Consider the following 26,218-nt stretch of genomic DNA (forward strand, 5'->3'; position numbering starts at 1 on the left):
TCGGCGTCCCGCCGCAATGAGGCCTCCGGCCAGAGCGGTGGCCGGAGGCTGACGGTCGCTCAGGCCTTCAGCTCCGCCTTGTCCCCCATCACGATCACCGGGTGCTTCGCCGGGTCGAGGGTGCGCAGCAGGTACTCCATGCCCGACTTGGACAGACTGACGCAGGCCGAGGTGCCGCTGCCGTGGTCCATGTGCAGCCAGATGCTGCCGCCTTTGGACTGGCCCTCGGGACGGGTCGGGTCGTTGGGCGAGGTGCCCTTGACGCGGTTGTAGTCGATGGCGATGACGTAGTCGAAGTCGTGCCAGTGCGACTTGGCCCAGTAGTGCGGGGCCTGGAAGGCAGCCGACTGGCTGTACGGGAACTTCGCCCCCGGGTCGGCGAGGACGCCGCCCGCGTCGGTGAGCGTGAAAACGCCGACCGGGCTGCGTTTGTCGCCCTCCTGGTGGTCGGTGGTCCAGCCCTTCTTGCCGTTGTGGCCCCGCCAGGTGCGGGTCTGGTCCCAGGTGGAGCCGCTTTTCGTGTAGAGCACGACCGTGGCGTCGGCGTCGTCCTTGCCCTCGCCGTAGACGGCCACGACCTGGCGGGATTCGGCCGGAATCTGCTTCTGCAGGCGGTCGCCGACGTCCGGGATGCGGGTGAGGTCGACGGTCTCTGGCTTCGCACGCTCGGACTTGCCGCCGGAGTCCGTGTCCGCCTTCGTTCCACCGCTGTTCGTGTCGCTCGAACCACCGCACGCCGCCAGGGACATCACCAGGACGCCGCAGACCACCGCCGCGACCCGTCTGCGTGCCGGACCGCCGACATCGCTCGCACCGGTGGTTCGTCCACGCCTAGTACCGCCTATTCGCATGCGGTCCATCGTCGCACCGCGTCCCGGGTATGTGCGCCCGCCATCCCGCGCATCGGATCGATCACGGGTGGTCCGGGCCGAAACTTTGCCCCGCAACGGAAAACCGTTTGCTTCCGACCTCGCGGTGACGCCAACCTTTCACGTCTGGCCGACGGGCCTCCATGCCCCTTTCCTCCCATTTCACTCCGACTCCCCTGCTCTCCCTTGCCCTCTTCTCTCCCCCTTTCACCCCCTGACACGAGCCACTGGGACGTCATGCAGATTCAAGACCTTCCGTATCCCGACCCGGGCGTGCCGGACGCACACTCGGGACCCCGATTCCTGTGGTGGCTCGGCCGGAATCAGCTCGGTGGACAGCTGAAGTCGCTGGCGTGGGGGCTGCTGCACTTCACGTCCGTCACCGGGCTGCCGTTCTGTGTCGGCTTCGCCATCCAGGCCGTGGTCGACCGCTCCGGCGCGCGCCTCGCCCTCTCGGGCGGACTGCTGGCGCTGTGCGGCATGCTCATCGCGCTCGGCGACACCTTCCTGCACCGGGCGGCGGTCACCAACTGGATCACGGCAGCCGCACGAGTCCAGCAACTGCTGGCCCGCAAGACGGCCCAGCTCGGCTCGGCGCTGACGCGGCGGGTGGCGGCCGGTGAGATCGTCGCGGTGTCCACCGGTGATGTCGAGAAGATCGGCTGGTTCGTGGAGGCCGTGTCGCGGTTCACCGCGGCGGCGCTCTCGGTGGTGTTCGTCTGCGTCGCCCTCGTCGTCTACCAGCCGGCGCTCGGCATCGTCGTCGCCGTGGGCGTGCCGATCCTCGCGCTCGCCGTACTGCCGCTGCTGCCCCGGGCCACGCGCCGGGCCGACTTTCAGCGGGAGAAGGCGGGCCGCGCCACCGAGCTGGCCTCCGACACCGTCGCGGGCCTGCGCGTCCTGCGCGGCATCGGCGGTGAGGAACTCTTCCTCGACCGCTATCGCGCGGCCTCCCAGGAAGTCCGCCACGCCGCCGTGCGCAGCGCCCGCATGTGGGCGCTGATCTCCGGCATCCAGGTGTTGCTGCCGGGGCTGTTGCTGATCACGGTCGTCTGGTACGGCGTGGGGCTGGCCCGCGACGACCGGATCACGATCGGCGAGCTGGTCACCGTGTACAGCGCGGTCATGCTCCTGTCCTACCCCTTGCGCCATTTCGAGGAGATCGCGATGGCCTACTCCTTCTCGCGGCCCTCCGCGAAGAGGGCGGCCCGGGTGCTGTCGCTGGAGCGGGCCACGGACACCGCGGGTTCGCTCGACGCCTCCGTGCCCTCCGGGGACATGCACGACCCGGCGACCGGCCTGCTCGTGCCCGCCGGACGCCTGACCGCTGTGGTGTGCGGCGACCCGGACGCGGCGGGGCGGCTCGCGGAAAGACTGGGCGGACACGCCGCCGAGGAGGCCTCTTCCGACACCTCGGTGCGGCTGGGCGGCGTCCCGCTCGACGAGCTGCCGCTCGACTCCGCCCGTACGGCCGTCCTCGTCCAGGACAAGGACCCGGTGCTGCTCTCCGGCACCCTGCGCGAACTGCTCGACGTGCCCGGCTCCGGCGACATCACCCCCGAGGAGGCACTGGCAGCCGCGCAGTGCGGTGACGTGCTGGAGGCCCTGATCCAGGGTTCGCTGGACGCCGCGGACCCGATGGACGCCCGGATCACCGAGCGCGGGCGGTCCCTCTCCGGCGGCCAGCGCCAGCGGCTCGCGCTCGCCCGGTCCCTGATCACGGACCCGGAGGTGCTGGTCCTGGACGAGCCGACGTCCGCCGTCGACTCGCACACAGAGGCTCGCATCGCCGACGGCATCCGGTCGCTGCGGGAAGGCCGTACGACGGTCGTGTTCACCTCCTCGCCGCTGCTGCTGGACCTCGCAGACCGGGTCGTGCTGGTCCACGAGGGCGAGGTCGCGGCGGTCGGCGCGCACCGCGAGCTGGTGCACGGGGAGCCCCGGTACCGGGCGGTGGTCACCCGCGAGACCGACGAGGAGGCTGCCGCTTCCCTCGGCGAAGTCCTTGACGGCGGTGTCGTCGAGGGCGGCCTCCGGGACGGCGTGCGCGACGGCGGCGCGGCGAAACACGATCCGCCGAAGAAGGACTCGCACCAGAGTCACGGCTCGAAACATGGCAAACCCACCCTCAGTGATGTGCTGAACGAACTGGAAGAGATCGAGGAGACCGCATGATCGGCGTGGCGCCACCGGCGTACGACCCGGCCGCCCCGACGACGGCGAACACGCTGCCCGTCGGTGCCCCCGCGACCGTCCGCGCCTATGTGGCCGAGCTGTTCCGCCGGCATCGCCGGGCCTTCGCGCTGCTCATCGCGGTCAACACGATCGCCGTCGTGTCCTCGATGGCGGGCCCGTACCTGCTGGGCGGAGTCGTCGAGCGCGTGTCGGACGGGGCTCGGGAGCTGCATCTGGAACTCACGGCCGCCCTGTTCGTCACCGCCCTCGTCGTCCAGGCCGTGTTCGTGCGCGAGGTACGGCTGCGCGGTGCCGTCCTCGGCGAGCGAATGCTGGCCGATCTGCGCGAGGACTTCCTCGTCCGGTCGGTCGGGCTGCCGCCGGGCGTGCTGGAGCGGGCCGGCACGGGTGACCTGCTGTCCCGGATCACCACGGACATCGACCGGCTCGCCAACGCGATGCGCGAGGCCGTGCCACAGCTGTCCATCGGTGTCGTGTGGGTCGCGTTGCTGCTCGGCGGCCTCGCCGTGACCGCTCCCCCGCTGGCGCTCGCCGTGCTGCTGGCCCTGCCGCTGCTGGTGGTCGGCTGCCGCTGGTACTTCAAGCGCGCGCCCTCCGCCTACCGCTCGGAAGCCGCCGGGTACGCCGCCGTCGCCGCCGCGCTCGCGGAGACCGTGGACGCCGGACGCACCGTCGAGGCCCACCGCCTCGGCCGGAGCCGCATCGAGCTGTCGAACCGGCGGATCCGGGAGTGGACCTCCTGGGAGCGGTACACACTGTGGCTGCGGTCGGTGCTCTTCCCGGTCCTCAACCTCACCCACACCACGGTCCTCGGCTCGGTCCTGATCATCGGCGGGGTCTTCGTCCTGCACGACTGGATCAGCCTCGGCCAGCTGACCACGGGCGCGCTCATCGCCCAGATGCTCGTCGACCCGGTGAACCTGATCCTGCGCTGGTACGACGAGCTGCAGGTCGCCGAGGTGTCCCTGGCCAGACTCGTCGGCGTCCGGGACATCGAGCCGGACGCGGGCGACCCGTCCGTGGCCCCCGACGGGCGCGACGTGCACGCGGACGGGGTGCGCTTCGCCTACCGAGAGGGCGTCGACGTCCTGCGCGAGGTGTCCCTGGCGGTCGCGCCCGGCACCCGGCTGGCCCTGGTCGGCCCGTCCGGCGCCGGCAAGTCGACCCTGGGCAGGCTGCTCGCCGGGATCTACGCACCCCGCGACGGCCGGATCACCCTGGGCGGTGCGGAGCTGGCACGGATGCCCGCCGAGGACGTCCGCTCCCATGTCGCGCTCGTCAACCAGGAGCACCACGTCTTCGTGGGTTCCCTGCGCGACAACCTCCTCCTCGCCCGTACGGGTGCCGAGGACGCCGAGCTGTGGGCGGCGCTCGGCGCGGTCGACGCCGACGGCTGGGCGCGGGCGCTGGACGACGGTCTGGACACCGAGGTCGGCTCGGGCGGGCTCTCGCTCACCCCCGCGCAGGCCCAGCAGATCGCGTTGGCCCGGCTGGTCCTCGCCGACCCGCACACACTGGTCCTGGACGAGGCGACCTCGCTCCTCGACCCGCGCGCGGCCCGCCATCTGGAGCGCTCCCTCGCCCGTGTCCTCGACGGCCGCACGGTCGTCGCGATCGCCCACCGGCTGCACACCGCCCATGACGCGGACGTCATCGCAGTCGTCGAGAACGGCCGCATCAGCGAGCTGGGCAGCCACGACCAACTGGTCGAGGCGGACGGCGCGTACGCCGCGCTGTGGCGGTCCTGGCACGGGTGACCTGCCCGAGGCCGCCGCCGTTCCGCACACGGCGGCCCTCGGCGGGGTCTGCCCCTTCTCGCGCCGCGAGCGGACTGGAGGCGCCCGGCCCGTGCTCTGCCGTTGCGCGGTGCCGAACGCGGGTGGAAGGCTGGTGGTGGCACCGGTTCGGGGGACGCCCGTGAGCCGCCCGGTTCGCGGGGTTCGGACCCCTGCCCAGCGGTCCGCGCGTCCACCGTCGTACGACGCGGTGGCACCGGGCCAGTCCCACCACTGGAGGTACCCGTGGACAGAGCCGGCGGATGGGGAGACGACGTCTACCAACCTGACGCATCCGACGTCCAGGATGACGCGGGGCTGCTGGACGCCGAGGACACCCTGGTCGCCGACGGTGTCGCCGACCCCCTCGACCGGGGCTGGTCGCCACCGGAGCGGCCATGGGCGGTGGAGCACACCGGTGTGACCGCCGCGGAGCGGCTCCGCGGCGAGACCCTGGCTCAGCGGCTCGCCGAGGAGCTTCCGGACGTGGCGTACCCCGACGGGGACGGTATCGGCGACTCCTCGGACACGGACGGCGAGCCCTTGGACAACGAGGTGGGTGCGCTGCGCTCGGGCCGCCTCGTCGCTCCCGACGAGGGCTCGCACGAGGACGAGGAAAGCGGGCTGATCGCGACCGACGTAGGCATCGACGGCGCGGCCTCCTCCGCGGAGGAGGCCGCGATGCACATCGTGGACGAGGATTCGTTGTCGGGCTGACGCCGACGGACTCCCCGTCGGGCTCGGCCCGGGGCTCCTGGTTGTACCAGGACCTTCCCGCGAAGCCGGCCGCAGCCGTGTCAGATGAAGTTCAGCGCTGCCGCCCCGCCCACTCCCCCGAGCACCATGAACACCGGCATCAGCACCTTCAGCTCGACCCAGCTGCCGGCCCGGAAGCGCATCGCCTTCGGCGGGCCCACCGGGTACCAGCGCTTGCGGCCTATCGGTATCGGCCACAGGATCGGGCAGCCGGACACCGTCAGCGAGTCCCCGATGTCGTGCACCAGCGCGCCGAGGACGATCGGCAGCCCGAGCCACAGGTACTCCTGGCCCGGCTGCGTGAACAGCCAGTCCGCCCCGTTGCCCGGCTTGTCCAGGACACCCGCGAGGATCCAGGCACTGGTCGCGGCCAGCAGCCACACCAGCACATCGCTGCTGGAGCCGCGAGCCGCCCGCCACAGCAGACCCTCGATGGCCAGCACCATGTGCACGAAGAGGATGGCCAGCACCGCCCAGCGGCCACCCGTGATCGCGATGACGGAGGCGCCGGCGCCGAGCAGCGCCGCCCACAGCCAGGTGTGCGTGAGGGTGCGGTGCCCGCCGGAGCGACGCGGGTCGCCCTGCTTCTTGGTCGCCTTGTAGACGGCGTACGAGAGCTTGTCGACGATCTCGCAGACCCAGCGCGAGAGGGGGCCGAAGGACCGCGAGATCGTGGCCGCCTTGTGATCCAGGTCCGGGGCGAGGGCGGCGCCCGCGCAGATCAGGGCACCGACGAGGAGGACCGGCCAGGGCATGGTGTGCCCGGCGGCGGCCGATGCCGCTCCTACGCCGAGCCAGGCCGCGGCTCCCGACAGTGAGTGTGCTGGTCCCATCATGGCCGTGCCCCGTCCCATTCCGTTCGTGCCGCTGTCCAGTCGCCTTGTGCCGCTGCCCAGTTGTCCAGGTGCGCTGACGCTCCGCCGGCGCCACAGCGTAGCGTTCGCGATCTTCGGTCCGGCATCCGATTCCCCCATCGGGTGCGCGGGCAGGCAAGATGGGGGCGTGACCCTCATCGATCAGCTGCCGCGGACCGCCGACCCCGACGCACTCTACGAAGCCTTCGAGTCGTGGGCCCAGGAGCGCGGTCTCACCCTCTACCCGCACCAGGAGGAGGCGCTCATCGAGGTGGTCTCCGGCGCGAACGTGATCGTGTCGACGCCAACCGGCTCCGGCAAGAGCATGATCGCGGCGGGCGCACACTTCGCGGCGCTCGCCCGGGACGAGGTCACCTTTTACACGGCCCCGATCAAGGCGCTGGTCTCGGAGAAGTTCTTCGAGCTGTGCAAGATCTTCGGCACCGAGAACGTCGGCATGCTCACCGGCGACGCGTCCGTGAACGCCGACGCGCCCGTCATCTGTTGCACCGCCGAGGTGCTGGCGTCGATCGCGCTGCGCGACGGCAAGCACGCCGACGTCGGCCAGGTCGTGATGGACGAGTTCCACTTCTACGCGGAGGCGGACCGCGGCTGGGCCTGGCAGATCCCGATCCTGGAGCTGCCGCAGGCGCAGTTCATCCTGATGTCGGCGACGCTCGGCGACGTCTCGATGTTCGAGAAGGACCTCACCCGGCGCACCGGCCGCCCCACCTCGGTGGTCCGCTCGGCCACTCGTCCGGTGCCGCTCTCGTACGAGTACGTACTGACCCCGCTGACAGAGACGCTCACGGAACTGCTCGCCACCAAGCAGGCTCCCGTCTACATCGTGCACTTCACGCAGGCACAGGCCGTGGAGCGGGCACAGGCGCTGATGAGCATCAACATGTGCACGCGGGAGGAAAAGGACCAGATCGCCGAACTGATCGGCAACTTCCGGTTCACCACCAAGTTCGGCCGCAACCTCTCCCGTTACGTGCGGCACGGCATCGGTGTGCATCACGCCGGCATGCTCCCCAAGTACCGGCGTCTGGTGGAGAAGCTGGCCCAGGCCGGTCTGCTGAAGGTCATCTGCGGCACGGACACACTCGGCGTCGGCGTCAACGTCCCCATCCGTACGGTGCTGTTCACGGCCCTGACGAAGTACGACGGCAACCGGGTGCGGACGCTGCGTGCCCGTGAGTTCCACCAGATCGCGGGCCGCGCCGGGCGAGCCGGGTTCGACACGGCGGGCTACGTGGTGGGGCAGGCGCCCGAGCACGTCATCGAGAACGAGAAGGCACTCTCGAAGGCGGGCGACGACCCGAAGAAGCGCCGCAAGGTGGTGCGGAAGAAGGCGCCCGAGGGGTTCGTCGGCTGGACGGACAACACCTTCGAGAAGCTCATCGCCTCCGAGCCCGAGCCGCTCACGTCCCGTTTCCGGGTGACGCACACGATGCTGCTGTCGGTGATCGCCCGTCCGGGCAACGCGTTCGAGGCGATGCGTCATCTGCTGGAGGACAACCACGAGCCGCGCAAGCAGCAGCTGCGGCACATCCGCCGCGCCATCGCCATCTACCGCTCGCTCCTCGACGGCGGCATCGTCGAGAAGCTCGACCAGCCGGACGCCGAGGGCCGCATCGTGCGCCTGACGGTCGATCTCCAGCAGGACTTCGCGCTCAACCAGCCACTGTCCACGTTCGCACTGGCCGCGTTCGAGCTGCTGGACCCTGAATCGCCGTCGTACGCCCTCGACATGGTGTCCGTCGTCGAGTCGACGCTGGACGACCCGCGGCAGATCCTCGCCGCCCAGCAGAACAAGGCGCGCGGTGAGGCAGTGGCCGCGATGAAGGCGGACGGTGTCGAGTACGAGGAGCGCATGGAGCGGCTCCAGGAGGTCAGTTACCCGAAGCCCCTGGAGGAGCTGCTCTTCCACGCGTACAACACGTACCGTAAGAGCCACCCCTGGGTCGGTGACCATCCGCTGTCGCCGAAGTCGGTGATCCGGGACATGTACGAACGGGCCATGTCCTTCACGGAGTTGACCTCCTACTACGAGCTGGCCCGCACCGAGGGCATCGTGCTGCGCTACCTCGCCGGCGCCTACAAGGCCCTCGACCACACGGTCCCCGACGACCTGAAGTCGGACGACCTGGAGGATCTGATCGCCTGGCTCGGCGAGATGGTCCGGCAGGTCGACTCCAGCCTCCTCGACGAGTGGGAGCAACTGGCCAACCCAGAGGTGATGACGGCGGAGGAGGCCCAGGAGAAGGCCGACCAGGTCAAGCCGGTCACCTCCAACGCCCGTGCCTTCCGCGTCCTCGTCCGTAACGCCATGTTCCGCCGCGTCGAGCTCGCCGCCCTCGACCAGGTCGATGAGCTGGGCGAGCTGGACGCCGAGTCCGGCTGGGACGCCGAGCGGTGGGGCGAGGCGATGGACAAGTACTGGGACGAGTACGAGGAGCTGGGCACCGGTCCGGACGCCCGCGGTCCTCGGCTGCTGATGATCGAGGAGGAGCCGCAGAACGGGCTGTGGCGCGTCCGGCAGACCTTCGCCGATCCCAACGGCGACCATGACTGGGGCATCAGCGCGGAGATCGACCTCACGGCCTCCGACGCCGAGGGCCGTGCCGTCGTCCGAGTCACCGACGTCGGCCAGCTGTGAGCACAGGAGAGGCCAGCACATGACCACCAACGCCGCCGAGCGGCTCGTCGACCTGCTCGACCTGGAGCAGATCGAGGTCAACATCTTCCGCGGCCGCAGTCCGCAGGAGTCCCTGCAGCGGGTCTTCGGCGGCCAGGTGGCGGGCCAGGCCCTGGTGGCCGCCGGCCGCACCACGGAGGGCGACCGGCCGGTGCACTCGCTGCACGCGTACTTCCTTCGCCCGGGCCGTCCCGGGGTGCCGATCGTGTACCAGGTCGAGCGGGTCCGCGACGGGCGGTCGTTCACCACGCGCCGGGTCACCGCCGTGCAGCAGGGCCGCACGATCTTCAATCTGACCGCCTCCTTTCACAAGCCTGAAGAGGGGAGCTTCGAGCACCAGTTGCCGCCGGCCCGCAAGGTGCCGGACCCCGAGTCGCTGCCGACGGTGACGCAGGAGATCACCGAGCATCTGGGCTCGCTCCCCGAGCAGTTGGAGCGCATGGCCCGGCGTCAGCCCTTCGACATCCGGTATGTCGACCGGCTGCGCTGGACCCCCGAGGAGGTCGAGAACGCCGAGCCGCGCAGCGCGGTGTGGATGCGGGCCGTGGGTCCACTGGGCGACGACCCGCTGGTGCACACCTGCGCGCTGACGTACGCCAGCGACATGACCCTCCTGGACGCCGTTCGCATCCCGGTGGAGCCCCTGTGGGGGCCGCGGGGCTTCGACATGGCGTCGCTGGACCACGCCATGTGGTTCCACCGGCCGTTCCGCGCGGACGAGTGGTTCCTGTACGACCAGGAGTCGCCGATCGCGGTGGGCGGGCGGGGGCTCGCCCGTGGCCGCATCTACGACCTGGAGGGGCGTCTGCTGGTCTCGGTCGTCCAGGAAGGGCTGTTCCGCAAGCTCGGTCCCTGAGCCGGCGTTGCCGGGTGGCCCAACCGATTGTCGCCCTGCGTCTCACCGGCTGCCGCTCTGCGCCTGGCCCCGGCCGGTGCGCGGGCCGTCGGCCGTCAGGGGTGTCTGCGGCGGAGCCAGCCGAGCAGACCGCGTCGTTCCGGTGCGTCGTGGGTCGTCGGGCGGTGTCGCTCCGGGCGCCGCACACCGTTCGGCAGGTCAGGTGCCGGTCGGAGCGCACCATGTGGCCGGCGTTCCTCCGGGCGCGGCTCGCTGTTCGGCAGGTGTGGCGCCGGCCGTGCCGCCACGACAAGGCGTGTCTCGTGCCGCGTGTCATGTGCTGAGCGTGCTTTGCCGGGCGGACGGGGCTTTTCGCCGCCGGGACGGGGCGCAGCCCGTCGGGTGCGTGCCTCGGCGAGGGACTGCCGTACATCCGCGCGCAGCCACTCGATCTCGTCGGGGTCGTCCGCCGTCATGATGCTCGCGGTGATCCGGGCGGCGGGTGATTCGGGTGTGGCCTGGTCGGCCCTGGCGGGCCGGTGGCGGTTCAAATAGGCCCGCTCATAGGGGTCCCGGACGATCTCGGCGACCTGGAGCGGATCGAGGAGTGAGGCCGAGGCGGCGGCTCGTGCCCAGGGGTCCTCGGTCTGCCTCAACAGGAACCCGAGGTGGCGGCCTCGCCAGTTTCGGGGGCGCAGGTCCAGGCCCGCGTCCAGCCTTTTGCGCAGCTCCTCCGGAATGCGGCCCTTGAGCAAATGGGTGTTCTTCTCGTCGGCCTTGAACTGCCGTAGTTCCTCCGCCAGATACAGCCAGACCACCGCCCGGTAGCGGTTCAGATAAAAGCGGACGGGCGCGATCAGTCCGAGGCGCGCGAAGCGGGTGAACTTGGCGGTCGTCACCTCCAGCAGTTCGGCGCCCGCTGTCGTACCCACGGCCTTGACCCGCTCCCGCAGCATCTCCGGGAAGCCTTGCTCGCCACGTAGCCGGTCGATCTCCGAGCGGGCGACCCGGCTGCCTCCTCCCCCGTCGTCGACGATTGTTCGTACACATCCCAGCTGGACGGCCAGGTCGAACTCGCCTCGTTTCAGGACCAGTTCTCGTGCGGCGCGGCTCTGTGACACCGTGGCTCCGGTCGCCCCGGCCGGTACCGGGGCGACGGTCGACGGAGTGGGCTTGGTGGACACGGCAGGCGTCGCGGGTTGTGTGATGGTGTTGCCGGACATGGTGGTTCTCCCCCCTGCGGTGATGGGCTCACGCTGGTTCGCGCTCGCCTCGGGAAAAACCGTAGCCCGTTCGTCGGACATCGTGGCGGGCCTGTGGATAACTCAGCCGCCCCTAGGAAAGCAGCAGGTCAGAGGTCCAGCGCGGAAGCCCGCTCGGGCTGTCGCTCGTCCACTCCGAGGTGCTCGCCCACGCGATTGACGAGAAGGGTCATCTCGTAGGCGATGTGGCCGATGTCGGCCTCCGCGGCGCTGAGGACGCACAGGCAGCTGCCCGAGCCGGCCGCGGTGACGAAGAGCACCGCGTCGTCGAACTCGATCATCGTCTGGCGTACGCGACCGGCACCGAAGTGATGTCCCGAGCCCTTGGCCAGGCTGTGCAGTCCGGAGGAGACCGCGGCGAGGTGTTCGGCGTCCTCGCGCCTGAGGCCGGTACTCACCCCCGTCACCAGTCCGTCGGTGGACAGCACCAGTGCGTGCCGTATGGGTTCGACGCGCTCGGCCAGGTCGTCAAGGAGCCAGCCGAGTCCCGCGTTCTGCGCCATCGTTTCGTTCTCCCCGTTTCGTCGGTCCTTCTGTCCGGAGGACCCGACGGTTCAGCCTTCCCCACCGTCGCCGCACGGGCAAGCGGGACAGAGGTATGGCCAAGAAGATGACCGACAAGGCATGCCAGGCCCTCGGTTTCACAAGGAATTCGCGCCTGTGCAGGGTCAGTTGTGAGTTCCTGTGACCGTCCGCATGTCACACCGATCTGGTTCTTGCCGGACGACACGACATGCGCCTCGGCACCGGCAAGGCCAGTGTCAAGGGAGTGATTCGGCCAGGAACGGCGAGGTCGGCCGGACAGCAGCAGGCTGCGGTGCCCGGCCGGGCCGTTTTCCTCCCGGGCTCAGCCCACGGAGTCGAGCAGCCGGGCGGTGTGCATCCGCCCCGCGTACTCGACGAGCCGTATCAGCACTTCCTTCCCGGAGTCGCGGTCACGTGCGTCACAGAGCACCACGGGCGTGCCACGGTCGAGGTCCAGGGCGCGTGACACGTCCTGGGCGCCGTAGGAACGGGATCCCGCGAAGCAGTTGACGGCCACCACGAACGGGATGTGCCGGTGCTCGAAGTAGTCGACCGCCGGGAAGCAGTCCTGGAGGCGTCGGGTGTCCGCGAGGACGACGGCTCCGAGAGCCCCTTGTGCCAACTCGTCCCAAAGGAACCAGAACCTGTCCTGCCCCGGGGTGCCGAACAGGTAGAGCGAGAGGCCCGACCTGATGGTGATCCTGCCGAAGTCCATGGCCACGGTCGTGGTGACCTTCTGGTCCACCCCGTCGGTGTCGTCCACCGACTGGCCCGCCTCGCTCAGCAGTTCCTCGGTACGCAGCGGCTTGATCTCGCTGACCGCGCCGACCATGGTGGTCTTGCCCACGCCGAACCCACCGGCGACAAGGATCTTCAATGCCAGGGCGCCCGTGTCCCCATCTGCGGCATCGGAGTGTTCGGAGACCATCGATCACTTCTCTCGGAATAGTCGGCAACAGCGGGACGGTGGGCATCAGTCGGTGCGGAACGGTGTCGGCACAGGGAGAGCGATCCGGTACGACTGTCGGAAGAAGTCTGTGGAGTATGAAGTCAGCATCATGGTGACTGTCATTCGTCTCGGGGCTGTTGGACCGCTATTTCCCTGCACCGATCGCCTTGTGCCCGTTCGGTGCCCGGTTGGGTGCGCAAGTCGGTACGGGACAGCCCCGTGTGGTCGTTCATCTAGAGCGCCCTCAGCCCTTCGATCACCTCGCGCAGGATCCGTTCGTCGGGAAGCTGGGCGGGCGGTACCGGGCGGCTGACGGTGACGCAGCCCAGTTCCAGCAGGTCGCCGAGGAGGACGCGCACCACTCCGACAGGCAGGTCGGCGCCCGCCGCGAGTTCGGCGACCGACTGGGTCTCGGTACGGCACAGTTCGATCAGCGTCAGGTGTTCCGGTCCGAGCGAGGTGTCGTCGTCCGCGGCGGGTGCGCCGGTGTCCAGCGACACCAGCGCGATCAGGTCGAACCGGACCCCGGTGGGGCCGGGTTGGGTACGTCCGCCCGTCATCGCGTACGGGCGGACGAGTGGCCCGGCCTCGTGGTCGTACCACTGGCTGCCCGGCGTCCGGTCTTCGGCGCCTGTGCTGTCCTCGGTCATGGGCGCGAGCCGTCCCCGGTTCATCCGGCCGGGGGCCGCGCGGTGGCGCGGGGCGGGGTGTAGAGGTGCTCCCCGACACGCTTCACCAATCGGGCCATCTCGTACCCGACCAGGCCGATGTCGGCAGTGATGGCGGTGAGCACGGCGAGGCAGGAGCCATCCCCGGCGGCCGCCACGAACAGGAAGCCGTCGTCCATCTCCACCATGGTCTGCCGCACACCGCCGGCGCCGAAGTGGCGGCCGGCGCCCTTGGCCAGGCTGTGGAAGCCGGAGGCGACGGCGGCGAGGTGCTCGGCGTCCTCACGCTTGAGGCCCGTGGATGAGCCGACGGCGAGTCCGTCGTTGGAGAGCACCACGGCGTGCCGTACCTCGTGCACACGCAGCACCAAGTCATCGAGCAGCCAGTCGAGTTCACCGGACCGCTCGGTGGCCATGATGCTCGGGTCCTGGATCATGCGGGGTCTCCTTCGCTGCTGTCGCTGCCCGGGGCCGGGCGAGAAGTGGCGCCGCGGCCGGGCGCCCTGCCGCCGCCGCGTGCCCAGCCGTCGCGGTAGGCCGTCATACGGTCCCTTACGAGTTCGGGGGTGCGCCCGTCGTCCGTGTGCGGGTCCGCCTCCGACGAGGGTTCCTCGCTGCGCTGTGCGCGCAGTTGGGGTGCGAGGTTGGCCTGGCGTACGCGGCGCGGCAGTTCGTCGGTGTTCTCCGGCTCCTGCGGGGGGCGGTGCAGCCGCAGGGTGGTGACACCGGGGGGCGGGGGTTCGGGGGTGCCGTGCACGGAAGTGTCTGCGATCGGGGCCACGAGGGCGGGCCGCTTCGCGGACTGCTCGACGGGCTCCTGGTGCGGAGCGGCGGGCACGCGCGCGTACTCGCGTTCCGCGGGCTGCCCGGCTTCGGCGGCGGGGCGGATGGAACGTTCCGCCGCCCCGCTGTGGAGCAGGGCGATGGGGAGGAGGACGACCGCGGTGGTGCCTCCGTACGGGGAGGTCCGCAAATGGACCTTGATGTCGTGCCGGGACGCGAGCCTGCTGACGACGAACAGGCCGAGCCGGTCACTGTCGAACAGGTCGAGGGCTTCGGACTGCTCTATGCGGCGGTTGGCCTCGGTGAGCGTCTCCTTGCCCATGCCGAGGCCCCGGTCCTCGACCTCGACGGCGTAGCCGTTGCCGACGGGTTCGCCGGTGATCCGCACGCGCGTGTGAGGCGGCGAGAACTGGGCGGCGTTCTCCACGAGTTCGGCGAGGAGGTGGGTGAGGTCGGCGACGGCGGCGCCGGCGATCTGGGCCTCGGGGAGTTGTCGTACCTCCACGCGCGCGTAGTCCTCGATTTCGGAGACTGCCGCGCGGACGACGTTGGTCAGGGAGACCGGCATGCGCCAGGCGCGGCCGGGTGCGGCTCCGGAGAGGATGATCAGGCTCTCCGCGTGGCGCCGCATACGGGTGGTGAGGTGGTCGAGACGGAACAGGTCGCTGAGTTCGTCCGGGTCGTCAGATCTGCGTTCCATGCTGTCCAGCAGGTTCAGCTGGCGGTGCACGAGGACCTGGCTGCGTCGGGCGAGGTTGACGAAGACGCCGGAGATGCCGCTGGCCAGCTCGGCGCGTTCGACCGCGGCGCGGAGGGCGGCCCGGTGGACGATGCCGAGCGCCTCGGCGACCTGCCCTGTCTCGTCCTCGGCGGCCGGCCCGGACGGCGCCTCATAGTCGACGTCGATCTCCTCACCGGCCCTCAGCTTCCGCATGGCGTACGGGAGTTTGCGGCGGGCGATCTCCAGGGCGGTGTTGCGCAGGCTGACCAGCTCCACGACGAGGCCGCGTCCGATGCGTACGGAGATGACGAGTGACGCGGCGACAGCGGCGAGACCGAGCAGCACGGCGGCGCCGGCCGGGGTGAGCAGACCGCGGGTGAAGGGGTCGGCCCGGTCGGCGACTCCGCGTCCGGCGTCGGCCTCGATGGCTCGCATGTCGTCCTGCACGCGCGCGTGGACGGTGTTCCAGGCGGCCTCGGGTGCGGCGGCAAGCGGTTTCGTGCCGGGGCGGCTCGTGAGCGCCTTGTCCTCGGCCGCGACGACAGCGGCGTACGCGCTGCCCTCGGAGAGTTCCCGCCAGGCGGCCTGCTCGGGGCCGCGCAGATCCGCCGCGGCGGATTCGGTGAGGACGCGGCGGGTGTCGACGGCACCGGTGAACAGGCGCAGTCGCTCCCCGTCGAGGGTCCCGGCGAGGCGGGCGCCGGACAGGACGGCGTCCTCCTGGGCCAGGGACTCGCCGGCGCGGGAGAATTCGAGCAGCACGCGCGCGTCGGAACCGAGTTCGGCGTCCTGGATGCCGGTGAGCGCGCCGCCCACGCCGAACGCCGTGGCGATGGTTTTGGTGTACCGCTCGTACGTCTCGGCCCACCCGGTGCGGCGGTCGACGACGGAGGTGCGCAGGGAGCGCAGTTGCTCGGCGCGGGAGACGAAGGTGTCGAGACGTTCCGCCACTCCGGAGGGCAGGTCGGTGCCGTCGGCGACGGTGTGCCGGTCGCCCAGGCGCAGCGCGGCGACGGCCCGGTCGGTGTGCCGCGAGAGCGTCTTCAGTTCGTTCTCCCGCTCGGCGGAGGGCTTGGTGGCGTACCGGACGGCTGCGACGCGCTCGGCCTGGATCGCGGCGACGGCCGCCGCCACGGGGCCGCGCACGGTGGTGTCGACGCGCTGCAACTGCCGGAGGCGTGCCACGTCCTGGGCGGTGGTGACGGTGGCGTACGCCCACAGGGCGAGCAGAGAGATGACGGGCACCATCAACAGGCAGACGATCTTGGCCCGGACGGTGCGGGGGCGTATGTGCCATCCCGCGCGCGCGGGTGGCCCGGTCGTCGGTGTGCCTGTGTTGTCGTCGGGGTCGGGGCGCTCGTCGGCCGGAGGGCCGGCGTGGGCGCGGCGGCCGCGCACCGGTGGCTGGGACGGCGTCCGGGCATCGGTGGTCGAGGTCCTTCGGGGGGTACGCATGGCCTCCTCGATCGGAGTGGTTCTGGCGCGCTCTCGGGCCGCCTCGGGCGCGGCTGAGGGTGTTGTGAAAGTGCCGCTCACACCCCCTAGTGGGCGGTGGCGCTCTCGACCGGCCGCTGGGCCGACGCGGATGCCTCGCGCTCCCCGGCCGTCGGCGACAGCGCGACGAACGCCGAGGTGAGGAACAGGTAGGACCCGAGGCCGACGGCGAGGGGGAAGATGAACTGCATCGCCGTGGCCCCGGGCAGGACCGCGCTGGACGGGGTGACCTTCACGCTCACCGCGAACATCCCGGTGTAGTGCATGCTGCTGACCGCCCCTCCCATGACGAGGGAGGCGACGGTGACCGCGAGTGGCGACTTGATGTTGAGCGCCGCCCACAGGGCCGCGGTCGCCGCGACGACGGCGATCACGACGGAGAGGGCGACGAGCACGGGGTCGTACGTGACGTGGCCGTGCAGCCGTACGGCCGCCATGCCGAGGTAGTGCATGCTCGCGACGCCGACCCCGGTGGTGAGCCCGCCCAGGAAGAGTGCCCTGGCACGGTCGTGGCTGTAGCCGACGGCGAAGACTCCGGCGCAGACGACGGCCATGGCGATGACGAGGCTCAGGATGGTCAACGGCACGTTGTAGCTGATCTCGGTGCCGCTGACGCCGAACCCGAGCATGGCCACGAAGTGCATCGTCCAGATACCGGTGCCGATCGCGGACGCCGCGGTGATCAGCCAGTTGCGGCGCGACCTGCCGGTTGCGCCCAGCGCACGGACGGTGCAGCGCAGCCCGAGGGCGGCGCCTATGCAGGCCATGACGTACGACAGCGCGGGGGTCAGCCAGCCGAAGGTGGCGTGGTCCAGGTGTCCCATGGCCCCGGGACGCTAGCGGGGGCAGGGGAGCACGAAGGGGGCGCATTTCGAAAACTGGTGAAATGTGGCGCATATGTGCGCTGGAACGATCGCCTCATGCTCGAACGTGCACGCTGAGACATACCCCGTACCGGTGAGGGATCATGCGGAACATGAACGACGACCACACTCAGGTCCAGGAGTTCTTCACGGCACGGGCCGCCGACTGGGAGACCCGCTTCCCCGACGACGCGCCCGCGTACGCCGCGGCCGTCGCGGAGCTGGGACTGCGCGAGGGTGACCGCGTACTGGACGCGGGCTGTGGCACCGGGCGCGCCCTGCCTCCGCTGCGCGCCGCCGTGGGGCCCTCGGGAGTGGTGCTGGGCGCCGATCTGACGCCGGCCATGCTGGCGGCCGCCGTACGGGCCGGGCGGGACCGCGATGGGGCCTTGCTGCTCGCCGATGTGGTCGGCCTGCCGCTCCGGACGGAGTCGCTGGACGCGGTGTTCGCGGCGGGTCTCATCGCCCACCTTCCGAATCCGGCCGAGAATCTGCGGGAGGTGGCGCGCGTGGTCCGACCCGGCGGCACGCTGGCGCTCTTCCATCCGATCGGCAGGGCCGCGCTCGCGGCGCGCCAAGGGCGGCAGATCACACCGGACGACCTGCGTGCGGAGGGAAACCTCGGCCCGCTGCTCACCGGTTCGGGCTGGCGCATGACGTCGTACGTGGACGAGGACAGCCGCTTTTTGGCGCTGGCCGTACGCGTCGGCCGACCCCTCGCCGAGCCCCGGGCGCTCCGCGAGGACAGCCCGGAACCGGCCATTTGAAGCGCTTCACCACGCCGTCCCTCTTCTGTCGCCGCAGCTCGGACTCTACGTTGAGCAAGAACACATGAACGATCAGTGACACCGATCCGGGGGAAGGTGGCCCACATGTTCGACAGGCTCCGCAAGTCCTTGAGTGGATTCCTCAGCTCCGCACGCCCGGACGAGGCCGCCCACGAGGCGAAGCGCACGCACAACCTGTTCGAGGCGGCCGCCACCTATGTCTCGGCCTGTGCCGAGGACGATCAGGACCGGATCGACGAGGCCACGACGTGGGTGTCACCCGAGGCACTGTCTTTCGGGGTGAGCGAGCTGGCGTGTCGCGCGGTCATCGCGCTCGCGCGGGAGCGGGACCAGTCGCCGCAGACGGTCGCGCGGTCACTTCTCGGGCTGCCCGCTGCCTGATCGGGTCGGCCCGCTGGTCGATTCGTCCCTGTCCACCCGGAAACTGCAGCTCCGCGTGGGCGCCACCCTCGTGACAAGCGCGCGGCGGGCGCATTAGGGTGCGCCGACGAACGAGCGAGAGCGATGGGGAGGCCGGCATGGCCGGGACGGACGGCGCCGTCACCGCCGAGGACGACGACGCGCTGTATGTGCTGACGGCGGCACTGCTCACGCCCGCGAATTTCCCCAGCGCGCTGGGGGACGACTATCCGGAGGCCTGTTCGGCGCTCGACCTCGCGCCGCTCGCCGACGGATACGGGCTCGTCATGGGGCAGGACAGCGACGGCGCCCGGTGGACGGTGGTGATCGACGACGTGTCACTGGTCGCCGTGGCCATCGCCTCGTGGGACTGCGGTATGGAATACGACCTGTCGCCGGACGAGGATTCGGTCGTGGCCGCACTGCCGGGCTGGCCGCTCGCGGTCGCCGTCGCGGCCCCCGGGGTGCCCGCTCCGCACGACCCGGCCCCGGAGGTCGCCGAGCGGCTCCCGCTGACCCCGCCGGACACCAGCACCTGGGGTCCCGCCCAGCGGCGCCTGGGCGCCGACGAGATCGCACTGCAGTGGACCACCTGGCGGGAGCAGATCGACGACGACGCCTTCGTCCGCCGGGCGGGCGAGGATTCCGGCGACCGGCCGTCACCCGAGGCTTCGGCCGGGGCCGAGAGCGGCGAGGGCGGCCTTCGCGCCGGCATCCGCCGCGTTCTCGCGGAGGTACGCGCGTACGTGGACTCGCCGCCGCCGCTCGGCCGCGTCCGCTCGTCCTTCGCACCGGGTGACGCCCGTACCCTCCGTGCCGACGGTCCCGGTTGGTCGATGGTGGCCAGGACCGATGACATCGCGTTCGTCCTCCTCGACGACGAGCCCGGCGAAGTACTGCCGGTGGGCCGGGGCCCCGAACTGCCCGGCCTCCTGGAGTCCCTCGACAAGATCGCCGTACGCCCGAACTGACTGCCACTGCGTGCGAGCCGACAGGGCTCGCACGCCCGAAGCGACCGCGTGCACGTCACTCGCCCGCCACGCGGGCCGGTGACCTTTCAGCGACCGAGCTCCTTTCGGCCGACGCGGCGCAGCCTGCGGCGCTGCGAGGGGTCCAGCGCGAGGTACGCGACCGTCGGGATCCCCAGGACTATCAGCAGATTGGCCCAGAAGGGGAAAGGCAGCAGGATCAGCAGAACGATCCCTATCGCCGCACCCCCTGCGACAATCTTTGTGCTCTTCGACATCTCTGTCGCCTCCTTCGCGGCCACTGCCGCTCTCTGATCTCAAAACGGGATCGCGCTCCCCGCAGTTCCGAGCCGCGCCCCCTGACGCGTCCCTGAGTGCGACCCCTGCACAACCCTGAGATGCCCTTTCCCCACCCACCGCAAGTGAGCCATGTCACCCCGTGACGACTCGGGTCGAGGTTTGAACTGATGTAACCTCGGCGATCCTGCATGCAGTAGTCAAATTTGAGGAGTGGGCTCATCTCTGTACAGACCCATCTCTTGGCATCTCTCTCCGAGGTCGCCGAGCTGACCCGCTGCGCCGCCGCATTCGTATCCGCGGAGCCCGCCCGGACGGGCCGTGTCGTCTTCTGGCGGACGGACGGGGCGATGCCGACCGTGGTCGCGCCGGGTTCCGTCGAGGAGCCGACCGTCGTCCTGGCCGGTCGCGAAGGCGTCGAGGTGGTGCCGATGCCCGCTCTGTCGCTGCCGGTGCCTGCCGCGTTGCCGGTGCTCACGCGCGCGCGTGCCGCCGCGGACGCGCACCGGTCGACCGCGTTCTGGGGTGCGGCCGCCGTGCTGGCGCTCCAACTCGCCGCTCGCGGGCTGCTGTTGCCCGGCGTGACCGACAACGGCCACGACCAGTGGCGGGCGGGACCGTTACGGGCGGAGGATCTGGAGCGGATCCGCGAACTCGCGTCAGCGATGCCGCCCGAGGCACACGCGCTGCCCGTCGAGGGCGTGGCACCTCCTCGGCTGCCGGATCCGGAGCGGCTGCTGCGCGCGTTTCTCGACGCCGTCGCCGACTCGTTGCCCCGCTCCCCCGCCGCGACGCTCGCGGCGGGCGGCCCCGCCTTCGCCGCCCCCGAGCCGCACCATGTGCCCGAGCAGCGGGGGTGGGCCGCCGATGTCGCCGCCGGGTACGACGAGGGTGTCCGCCTGTCGCTGCGCGTGGAAGTCCCAGGGCTCGCGACAGCCGTGTCGGACGAGGAACGGCTGTCCTTCCGCGCCGTGCTCCAGGTGCACAGCGTGAGCGACCCGGCGCTCGTGGCGGACGCATCCGCCGTGTGGGCCGGTGCCGAGGCGTTCGGACCGCGCGCGCGGATGGACGCGCTGCTCGCGCTGCGCCGGGCCGCCCGCGCATGGGCCCCGCTCACCCCATTGCTCTCGGCCGCCGTGCCGGACACCGTCGCGCTGGCCGAGGAGGAGGTCACCGAGTTGCTCGGCGAGGGCACACGGCTGCTGGCGGCCGCCGGCGTCGACGTGCACTGGCCCAGGGAGCTGGCGCGGAAGCTGACGGCCCGCGCGGTCATCGGTCCGCCGGACGACGAGCCTGGCCCCGGGGGAACGGGGTCGGACACGACCTCGTTCCTGTCGGCCGACGCGTTGCTCGCCTTCGACTGGTGGTTCGCGCTGGGCGAGGAACGGCTGACCCGGCAGGAGCTGGACCGGCTCGCGGAGGCCAACCGCCCGATGGTGCGGCTGCGCGACCAGTGGGTTCTGGTGGATCCCGAGGAGATCCGTCGTGCCCAGGCGCAGCAGGACCACAAGGTGGCGCCCGTGGACGCGCTCAGCGCCGCCCTGACAGGCTCCACGGAGGTCGACGGCCGATCGGTCGAGGTCCGGCCCACGGGCTGGCTGGCGGCGCTGCGAGAGCGCCTCTCGGACCCTGAGGGGCAGGAACCGGTGGGACAGCCGTCCGGGCTCACCGCGACACTGCGCGACTACCAGCTGCGGGGCCTCAGCTGGCTGGCCCGGATGACCTCCCTGGGGCTGGGCGGCTGTCTGGCTGACGACATGGGGCTGGGCAAGACGATCACATTGATCGCACTCCATCTGCATCGTCAGGGCGAGGCCTCCACCGCCGGCCCCACGCTCGTGGTCTGCCCGGCCTCGCTGATGGGCAACTGGCAGCGGGAGATCGAGAAGTTCGCCCCCGGGACGCCCGTACGCCGTTTCCACGGGTCCCGGCGCAGCCTTGCGGATCGCGACGACAGCGAGTTCGTCCTGACGACGTACGGCACGATGCGGCTCGACGCTCAGCGGCTCGCCGGGGTGCCGTGGGGCATGGTCGTCGCGGACGAGGCACAGCATGTGAAGAACCCCTACTCGGCCACGGCCCGGGAGCTGCGCACGATCGGGGCACGCGCGCGCGTGGCGCTCACCGGCACGCCCGTGGAGAACAACCTGTCCGAACTGTGGGCGATCCTCGACTGGACCACCCCGGGTCTGCTCGGCAGGCTAGGCACCTTCCGCACCCGCTACGCGCAGGCCGTCGAGGGCAGCCGGGATCCCGCAGCCGCAGCACGGCTCACCCGCCTCGTACGCCCCTTCCTGCTGCGGCGCCGCAAGTCGGACCCCGGCATCGCTCCCGAGCTGCCGCCGAAGACCGAGACCGACCGGGCTGTCTCGCTCACCCAGGAACAGGTCGGTCTGTATGAGGCGTTGGTCCGCGAGACCCTGGCGGAGATCTCCGAGGCCGACGGCATGGCGCGGCGCGGGCTGATCGTGAAACTGCTGACCGGGCTCAAGCAGATCTGCAACCACCCCGCACAGTTCCTCAAGGAGGAGCGGCCGCGGATCCGGGGCAGGTCGGGGAAGCTGGAGCTGTTGGACGAGCTGCTGGACACCATCCTCTCCGAGGGGGCGAGCATTCTCGTCTTCACCCAGTACGTACAGATGGCACGGCTTCTCCAACGGCATCTCGCGGCGCGTGGGGTGTCGTCGCAGTTCCTGCACGGCGGGACACCGATCCCCGAGCGCGAGGCGATGGTGGAGCGTTTCCAAGAGGGCGAAGTGCCGGTCTTCCTGCTGTCGTTGAAGGCCGCGGGCACGGGCCTGAACCTGACGCGCGCGGAACATGTGGTGCACTACGACCGCTGGTGGAACCCGGCGGTCGAGGCGCAGGCCACGGACCGCGCCTACCGCATCGGCCAGACGCGGCCGGTGCAGGTGCACCGGCTGATCGCGGAGGGGACGATCGAGGACCGTATCGCGGACATGCTGGTACGCAAACGGGAGTTGGCCGAGGCGGTGCTCGGTTCCGGCGAGGCCGCGCTCACCGAGCTGTCCGATGCCGATCTCGCCGACCTGGTGGAGCTTCGAGGAGACGCACGATGACGGAGCGCACGGGTCACGACGAGGAGCGCACGTTCGCGGCGCTGCCGCCCCTGCGCGGCGGGGGATTCGCGCGGACCTGGTGGGGCCAGGCCTGGCTGAAGGCGTTGGAGGACGCGGCGCTCGACTCGGAACAGGTCAAGGTGGGGCGCAGGCTCGCGCGCGCGGGCGCCGTGGGTGCGGTGTCGGTGCGCCCGGGGCGGGTCACGGCCGTCGTCCAGGACCGCGACGGCAACGCGCACCGCGCCGATGTCCTGCTCCAGGAGCTGTCCGACGAACAGTGGGACCGCTTCCTGGACATGACGGTCGAGCGGGCCGGGCACCTCGCCGCCCTGCTCGACCGTGAGATGCCGCCGCATTTGGTCGAGGACGCCGAGGCCGCCGGTGTCGACCTGCTGCCCGGGCTGGGCGAACTGGAGGCGGAGTGCGACTGCGGGGCCTGGGACCACTGCGGACACACCGCCGCGCTCTGCTATCAGGTGGCGCGCTTGCTGGACCAGGACCCGTTCGTCCTGCTGCTGATGCGTGGCCGCGACGAACGTGCGCTCCTGGGCGACCTCCAGGTGCGCACGCTGGCCGCCACATGGGAGGAGCGCGTGGCGCCGGAAGGCCCCCAGGAGGGCGTGGACGCCGCCGAGGCGTACGCGGCCGGGCATGCCCTGCCGCCGCTTCCCGCGCCTCCCGTGCAGCCTGGGGAACCCGGTGTGCCGCCTTCCCTGGACACCGAGACCCGGCCGGCGCCCGGTGTGGACCCCGCGGCGCTGGAGTTCGTCGCGGCGCAGACCGCTCGCGCGGCGTACCGGATGCTCGTCGAGGCGCTCCGGCCAGGTCATGAACAGCAGCCCGTGGGAGAAGCGTTGACGATCCAGCAGGACGCGGTACGGCTGGCGGCCGGCGATCCGGGGAGGACGGTCGAAGCGCGGCTGGCCAGTGGCTCGGAGCGCGACCGGGAAGGGCTTGCGCTCGCCGTCCGCGCCTGGCGGTACGGGGGCCGGGCCGGGCTCGCCGTGCTCGAAGAGGAGTGGCGTGTAGGAGCGGAATCGCTCGCACGCGCGCGTGCCGCCTTGGAGGCGGCCTGGGACGAGGACGAGCGGCCCCGGCTGCGAGCCTCGCACAACCGCTGGACCGTGGTCGGCGGCTCGGCCCAGTTGCGTCTGGGGCAGGACGGCCGCTGGTGGCCGTACCGCAAGGAACGCGGCCGCTGGTGGCCGGCGGGCCCGGCGGCCCAGGATCCGGCGACGGCGCTGGCTTCGGTCGGCGGTGATGTCCGAGGGGGCTGGCGCTCGTGAGCCGTGCACGGTGCCCGAGCCGCGGGACGTATGAGCCGCACGGTGCCTGAGCCGCGTGCCAAGAGCGGGAAGAAGGAAGAAGGCCGTACGCGCGCGTGAACCCTGAAGTGCGGGGCACGCGCGCGTGCAGCTCACTCCAGTGGCTCGGTGCGCTTGCCGTCACCGCCGAGGTCCGCCGCCAGGGACGGGAAGAGCGAGTCGAGGTCGCTGGGCAGTCCGCTCGGCAGGTCACTGGGGAGGTCCGAGGGCAGCGACGGCAGTTCGCTGGGCAGTTGCGAGGGGACACTCAGAGACGGGGTGGGCGTAGGCCTCGTGTCGCGGCCCGTCTCGCCGGGCGTCTTGTCGTCCGGTGTTCCCTCGCCCCCGTTGGCCACCAGCACGATGGCGGTGACACCTACCAGGACGATGATCACGGCCAGCAGGATGAGCAGGACCTTCCGGCGCCCGTCCGGTGGAGGTCCGTCGGGCGGGCCTGACGGCTGCTTACTCCCGCTCTCACCGGGCGGTGGCCAACCGCCTCCTGGTGGGGGCGGACCGAAGCCTGCGGTCGGTGCGGTGTAACCCCCTGAGGGGTCGCTCGACGGCGGATCGTAGCCTCCGGACGGCGGGCCGAACCCACCGCCGTTCGACCGTGTGCCATCCGGCGGCTGAGGGGGCTGGGACGGTATCGGCGGCATGCCCATACCGACAAGGGTCGCCGTGAATTGGTCATGGTGCGACCCCTGTGCGGGAGTTGATACGGACTCATGCCATGGATCGCATGATTCCGGGCAATTGCGCGCAAGGTTCGGCCATTGAGGCGCACGTATCGGCCAGAGCGCGGCGAGGAAGCATGAAGGGGCCTTTCCTGCACCCCTGACACGGCACAGGAAAGGCCCCTCCAAGGCGCACAGCCCCGGCTACAGCATGTTCAGCCGCGGCTGCGGCATTGTCAGCCGCGCGCGCCCAGCAGGTGGTCCATCGCCAGCTGGTCGAGCTGCTCGAACGCCATGCCGCGCGCGGCGGCCGCCTCGGCGTCGAACTCCTCGAAGGCCGTACGGTCCGCGAGCAGCGCGCTCAGGCCGTCGGCGGCCGTCGGCTGGGCCAGCTGGTCCAGGCGCGCGGCGCGCAGGGCCTCCTGGACCGCGGGGTCGGCGCGGAAGGCGGTCGCGCGCTCCTTGAGGATCAGGTAGTTGCGCATGCAGCCCGCGGCCGACGCCCACACACCGTCGAAGTCCTCCGTGCGCGGGGGCTTGAAGTCGAAGTGCTTCGGGCCCGCGTAACCGGCGCTCTCCAGGAGGTCGACCAGCCAGAACGCGGAGCGCAGGTCGCCGGCGCCGAAGCGCAGGTCCTGGTCGTACTTGATGCCGGACTGGCCGTTGAGGTCGATGTGGAAGAGCTTGCCCGCCCACAGGGCCTGGGCGATGCCGTGCGGGAAGTTCAGCCCGGCCATCTGCTCGTGGCCGACCTCGGGGTTGACGCCGTACATCTCCGGGCGCTCCAGGCGCTCGATGAAGGCCAGGGCGTGGCCGACGGTGGGGAGAAGGATGTCGCCGCGCGGCTCGTTCGGCTTGGGCTCGATCGCGAACTTCAGGTCGTAACCCTGGGAGGTGACGTACTCGCCGAGGAGGTCGAAGGCCTCCTTCATGCGGTCGAGGGCGACGCGTACGTCCTTGGCGGCGCCGGACTCGGCGCCCTCGCGGCCGCCCCAGGCGACGTAGATCTTGGCGCCGAGCTCGACCGCCAGGTCGATGTTGCGGATCGTCTTGCGCAGCGCGTAGCGGCGCACGTCCCGGTCGTTGGCGGTGAACGCGCCGTCCTTGAAGACGGGGTGCGTGAAGAGGTTCGTGGTGGCCATCGGCACGGTCATGCCGGTCGAGTCGAGGGCCGCGCGGAAGCGCTTGATGTGCCCCTCGCGCTCACTGTCCGAGGACCCGAAGGGGATCAGGTCGTCGTCGTGGAAGGTCACGCCGTAGGCGCCCAGCTCGGACAGGCGCTGCACCGTCTCGACCGGGTCGAGGGCGCGCCGGGTGGCGTCGCCGAACGGGTCCCGTCCCTGCCAGCCGACGGTCCACAGGCCGAAGGTGAACCTGTCCTCGGGGGTGGGCTGGTAGTTCATTCCGCGGCTCCTTGCTCGCTCCGACCATTTCGTCATGGCGGTTTACAAATT

General features: G+C 70.9%; 22 protein-coding genes. 10 read left to right on the forward strand and 12 right to left on the reverse strand.

Annotated elements, in window-relative coordinates:
* Positions 1-59 precede the first annotated feature (59 nt).
* Positions 60-749, reverse strand: a complete 690-nt coding sequence (locus SGFS_RS09575; RefSeq protein WP_286259864.1) for a L,D-transpeptidase family protein — start codon at positions 747-749, stop codon at positions 60-62.
* Between the two features lie 357 nt (positions 750-1,106).
* On the opposite strand from SGFS_RS09575, the gene SGFS_RS09580 reads away from it, so the two are divergent.
* From SGFS_RS09580 to SGFS_RS09590, 3 genes are all read left to right on the forward strand, one after another.
* On the forward strand, positions 1,107-3,044 hold the full coding sequence (locus SGFS_RS09580) for an ABC transporter transmembrane domain-containing protein (protein WP_286249374.1): 1,938 nt from the start codon (positions 1,107-1,109) through the stop codon (positions 3,042-3,044).
* The gene (locus SGFS_RS09585; RefSeq protein ID WP_286249375.1) at positions 3,041-4,822 is read left to right on the forward strand and encodes an ABC transporter ATP-binding protein; all 1,782 of its coding nucleotides are present in this window, start codon (positions 3,041-3,043) and stop codon (positions 4,820-4,822) included. Before SGFS_RS09580 ends, SGFS_RS09585 begins: the two co-directional genes overlap by 4 nt.
* A gap of 264 nt (positions 4,823-5,086) precedes the next feature.
* Positions 5,087-5,557 (forward strand): DUF5709 domain-containing protein, encoded by a 471-nt coding sequence (locus SGFS_RS09590; RefSeq protein WP_286249376.1) that lies wholly within the window; start codon positions 5,087-5,089, stop codon positions 5,555-5,557.
* Positions 5,558-5,637: 80 nt separating this feature from the next.
* Here the strand turns inward: SGFS_RS09590 and SGFS_RS09595 are convergent, their stop codons facing one another.
* Positions 5,638-6,432, reverse strand: coding sequence for a metal-dependent hydrolase (locus tag SGFS_RS09595; RefSeq protein ID WP_286249377.1), 795 nt, complete (start codon positions 6,430-6,432; stop codon positions 5,638-5,640).
* Between the two features lie 166 nt (positions 6,433-6,598).
* Between SGFS_RS09595 and SGFS_RS09600 the strand changes: the two genes are divergently transcribed.
* Both SGFS_RS09600 and SGFS_RS09605 read left to right on the forward strand, forming a co-directional pair.
* Positions 6,599-9,112: a DEAD/DEAH box helicase gene (locus tag SGFS_RS09600; RefSeq protein WP_286249378.1), complete on the forward strand. Its 2,514-nt coding sequence runs from the start codon at positions 6,599-6,601 to the stop codon at positions 9,110-9,112.
* A 19-nt stretch (positions 9,113-9,131) separates the two neighbouring features.
* Positions 9,132-10,007, forward strand: a complete 876-nt coding sequence (locus tag SGFS_RS09605; RefSeq protein WP_286249379.1) for an acyl-CoA thioesterase — start codon at positions 9,132-9,134, stop codon at positions 10,005-10,007.
* 95 nt (positions 10,008-10,102) lie between these two features.
* On the opposite strand, the gene SGFS_RS09610 is transcribed toward SGFS_RS09605, so the two are convergent.
* The 7 genes from SGFS_RS09610 to SGFS_RS09640 form a co-directional block, all read right to left on the reverse strand.
* Complete coding sequence (locus SGFS_RS09610; RefSeq protein ID WP_286249380.1) at positions 10,103-11,209, reverse strand: DUF6397 family protein; 1,107 nt, start codon at positions 11,207-11,209, stop codon at positions 10,103-10,105.
* 128 nt (positions 11,210-11,337) lie between these two features.
* Positions 11,338-11,751, reverse strand: a complete 414-nt coding sequence (locus tag SGFS_RS09615) for a roadblock/LC7 domain-containing protein (RefSeq protein ID WP_286249381.1) — start codon at positions 11,749-11,751, stop codon at positions 11,338-11,340.
* Positions 11,752-12,095: 344 nt separating this feature from the next.
* Positions 12,096-12,701, reverse strand: a complete 606-nt coding sequence (locus tag SGFS_RS09620) for a GTP-binding protein (RefSeq protein ID WP_286249382.1) — start codon at positions 12,699-12,701, stop codon at positions 12,096-12,098.
* A 254-nt stretch (positions 12,702-12,955) separates the two neighbouring features.
* Complete coding sequence (locus SGFS_RS09625) at positions 12,956-13,372, reverse strand: DUF742 domain-containing protein (RefSeq protein ID WP_286249383.1); 417 nt, start codon at positions 13,370-13,372, stop codon at positions 12,956-12,958.
* Positions 13,373-13,392: 20 nt separating this feature from the next.
* On the reverse strand, positions 13,393-13,827 hold the full coding sequence (locus SGFS_RS09630; protein WP_286249384.1) for a roadblock/LC7 domain-containing protein: 435 nt from the start codon (positions 13,825-13,827) through the stop codon (positions 13,393-13,395).
* Positions 13,824-16,349, reverse strand: a complete 2,526-nt coding sequence (locus tag SGFS_RS09635; protein ID WP_286249385.1) for a sensor histidine kinase — start codon at positions 16,347-16,349, stop codon at positions 13,824-13,826. The genes SGFS_RS09630 and SGFS_RS09635 overlap by 4 nt, the downstream gene beginning before the upstream one ends.
* 86 nt (positions 16,350-16,435) lie before the next feature.
* Positions 16,436-17,212: an MHYT domain-containing protein gene (locus SGFS_RS09640; protein WP_286249386.1), complete on the reverse strand. Its 777-nt coding sequence runs from the start codon at positions 17,210-17,212 to the stop codon at positions 16,436-16,438.
* A 143-nt stretch (positions 17,213-17,355) separates the two neighbouring features.
* Here SGFS_RS09640 and SGFS_RS09645 point away from each other — a divergent pair, with 143 nt between their 5' ends.
* The 3 genes from SGFS_RS09645 to SGFS_RS09655 all read left to right on the forward strand — a co-directional run bounded on the left by SGFS_RS09645 (position 17,356) and on the right by SGFS_RS09655 (position 19,409).
* Complete coding sequence (locus tag SGFS_RS09645) at positions 17,356-18,018, forward strand: class I SAM-dependent methyltransferase (protein WP_286249387.1); 663 nt, start codon at positions 17,356-17,358, stop codon at positions 18,016-18,018.
* Between the two features lie 105 nt (positions 18,019-18,123).
* The gene (locus SGFS_RS09650) at positions 18,124-18,420 is read left to right on the forward strand and encodes a hypothetical protein (protein WP_286249388.1); all 297 of its coding nucleotides are present in this window, start codon (positions 18,124-18,126) and stop codon (positions 18,418-18,420) included.
* Positions 18,421-18,557: 137 nt separating this feature from the next.
* A complete protein-coding gene (locus SGFS_RS09655; protein ID WP_286249389.1) occupies positions 18,558-19,409 on the forward strand; it encodes a hypothetical protein in 852 nt (283 codons plus the stop codon).
* A gap of 86 nt (positions 19,410-19,495) precedes the next feature.
* Here the strand turns inward: SGFS_RS09655 and SGFS_RS09660 are convergent, their stop codons facing one another.
* Positions 19,496-19,684, reverse strand: a complete 189-nt coding sequence (locus SGFS_RS09660) for a hypothetical protein (RefSeq protein WP_286249390.1) — start codon at positions 19,682-19,684, stop codon at positions 19,496-19,498.
* Between the two features lie 261 nt (positions 19,685-19,945).
* On the opposite strand from SGFS_RS09660, the gene SGFS_RS09665 reads away from it, so the two are divergent.
* On the forward strand, positions 19,946-22,783 hold the full coding sequence (locus SGFS_RS09665; RefSeq protein ID WP_286249391.1) for a DEAD/DEAH box helicase: 2,838 nt from the start codon (positions 19,946-19,948) through the stop codon (positions 22,781-22,783).
* On the forward strand, positions 22,780-24,069 hold the full coding sequence (locus SGFS_RS09670; protein ID WP_286249392.1) for an SWIM zinc finger family protein: 1,290 nt from the start codon (positions 22,780-22,782) through the stop codon (positions 24,067-24,069). The genes SGFS_RS09665 and SGFS_RS09670 overlap by 4 nt, the downstream gene beginning before the upstream one ends.
* Positions 24,070-24,200: 131 nt before the next feature.
* Here the strand turns inward: SGFS_RS09670 and SGFS_RS09675 are convergent, their stop codons facing one another.
* Positions 24,201-24,482, reverse strand: coding sequence for a hypothetical protein (locus SGFS_RS09675; protein WP_286249393.1), 282 nt, complete (start codon positions 24,480-24,482; stop codon positions 24,201-24,203).
* A gap of 518 nt (positions 24,483-25,000) precedes the next feature.
* Positions 25,001-26,167: a xylose isomerase gene (xylA, locus tag SGFS_RS09680; RefSeq protein ID WP_286249394.1), complete on the reverse strand. Its 1,167-nt coding sequence runs from the start codon at positions 26,165-26,167 to the stop codon at positions 25,001-25,003.
* Between the last annotated feature and the right edge of the window lie 51 nt (positions 26,168-26,218).

Origin of the sequence: Streptomyces graminofaciens (genome assembly GCF_030294945.1) — a bacterium.
GTDB classification, from domain to species: Bacteria; Actinomycetota; Actinomycetes; order Streptomycetales; family Streptomycetaceae; genus Streptomyces; species Streptomyces graminofaciens.

Bases quoted from the DNA above. Each gene is read 5' to 3' on its own strand.
- SGFS_RS09575 (WP_286259864.1), bottom strand. From the start codon at position 749: ATGTCCCTGGCGGCGTGCGGTGGTTCGAGCGACACGAACAGCGGTGGA.
- SGFS_RS09580 (WP_286249374.1), top strand. From the start codon at position 1,107: ATGCAGATTCAAGACCTTCCGTATCCCGACCCGGGCGTGCCGGACGCA.
- SGFS_RS09585 (WP_286249375.1), top strand. From the start codon at position 3,041: ATGATCGGCGTGGCGCCACCGGCGTACGACCCGGCCGCCCCGACGACG.
- SGFS_RS09595 (WP_286249377.1), bottom strand. From the start codon at position 6,432: ATGATGGGACCAGCACACTCACTGTCGGGAGCCGCGGCCTGGCTCGGC.
- SGFS_RS09605 (WP_286249379.1), top strand. From the start codon at position 9,132: ATGACCACCAACGCCGCCGAGCGGCTCGTCGACCTGCTCGACCTGGAG.
- SGFS_RS09610 (WP_286249380.1), bottom strand. From the start codon at position 11,209: ATGTCCGGCAACACCATCACACAACCCGCGACGCCTGCCGTGTCCACC.
- SGFS_RS09615 (WP_286249381.1), bottom strand. From the start codon at position 11,751: ATGGCGCAGAACGCGGGACTCGGCTGGCTCCTTGACGACCTGGCCGAG.
- SGFS_RS09620 (WP_286249382.1), bottom strand. From the start codon at position 12,701: ATGGTCTCCGAACACTCCGATGCCGCAGATGGGGACACGGGCGCCCTG.
- SGFS_RS09625 (WP_286249383.1), bottom strand. From the start codon at position 13,372: ATGACCGAGGACAGCACAGGCGCCGAAGACCGGACGCCGGGCAGCCAG.
- SGFS_RS09630 (WP_286249384.1), bottom strand. From the start codon at position 13,827: ATGATCCAGGACCCGAGCATCATGGCCACCGAGCGGTCCGGTGAACTC.
- SGFS_RS09635 (WP_286249385.1), bottom strand. From the start codon at position 16,349: ATGCGTACCCCCCGAAGGACCTCGACCACCGATGCCCGGACGCCGTCC.
- SGFS_RS09640 (WP_286249386.1), bottom strand. From the start codon at position 17,212: ATGGGACACCTGGACCACGCCACCTTCGGCTGGCTGACCCCCGCGCTG.
- SGFS_RS09645 (WP_286249387.1), top strand. From the start codon at position 17,356: ATGCGGAACATGAACGACGACCACACTCAGGTCCAGGAGTTCTTCACG.
- SGFS_RS09650 (WP_286249388.1), top strand. From the start codon at position 18,124: ATGTTCGACAGGCTCCGCAAGTCCTTGAGTGGATTCCTCAGCTCCGCA.
- SGFS_RS09655 (WP_286249389.1), top strand. From the start codon at position 18,558: ATGGCCGGGACGGACGGCGCCGTCACCGCCGAGGACGACGACGCGCTG.
- SGFS_RS09660 (WP_286249390.1), bottom strand. From the start codon at position 19,684: ATGTCGAAGAGCACAAAGATTGTCGCAGGGGGTGCGGCGATAGGGATC.
- SGFS_RS09670 (WP_286249392.1), top strand. From the start codon at position 22,780: ATGACGGAGCGCACGGGTCACGACGAGGAGCGCACGTTCGCGGCGCTG.
- xylA (WP_286249394.1), bottom strand. From the start codon at position 26,167: ATGAACTACCAGCCCACCCCCGAGGACAGGTTCACCTTCGGCCTGTGG.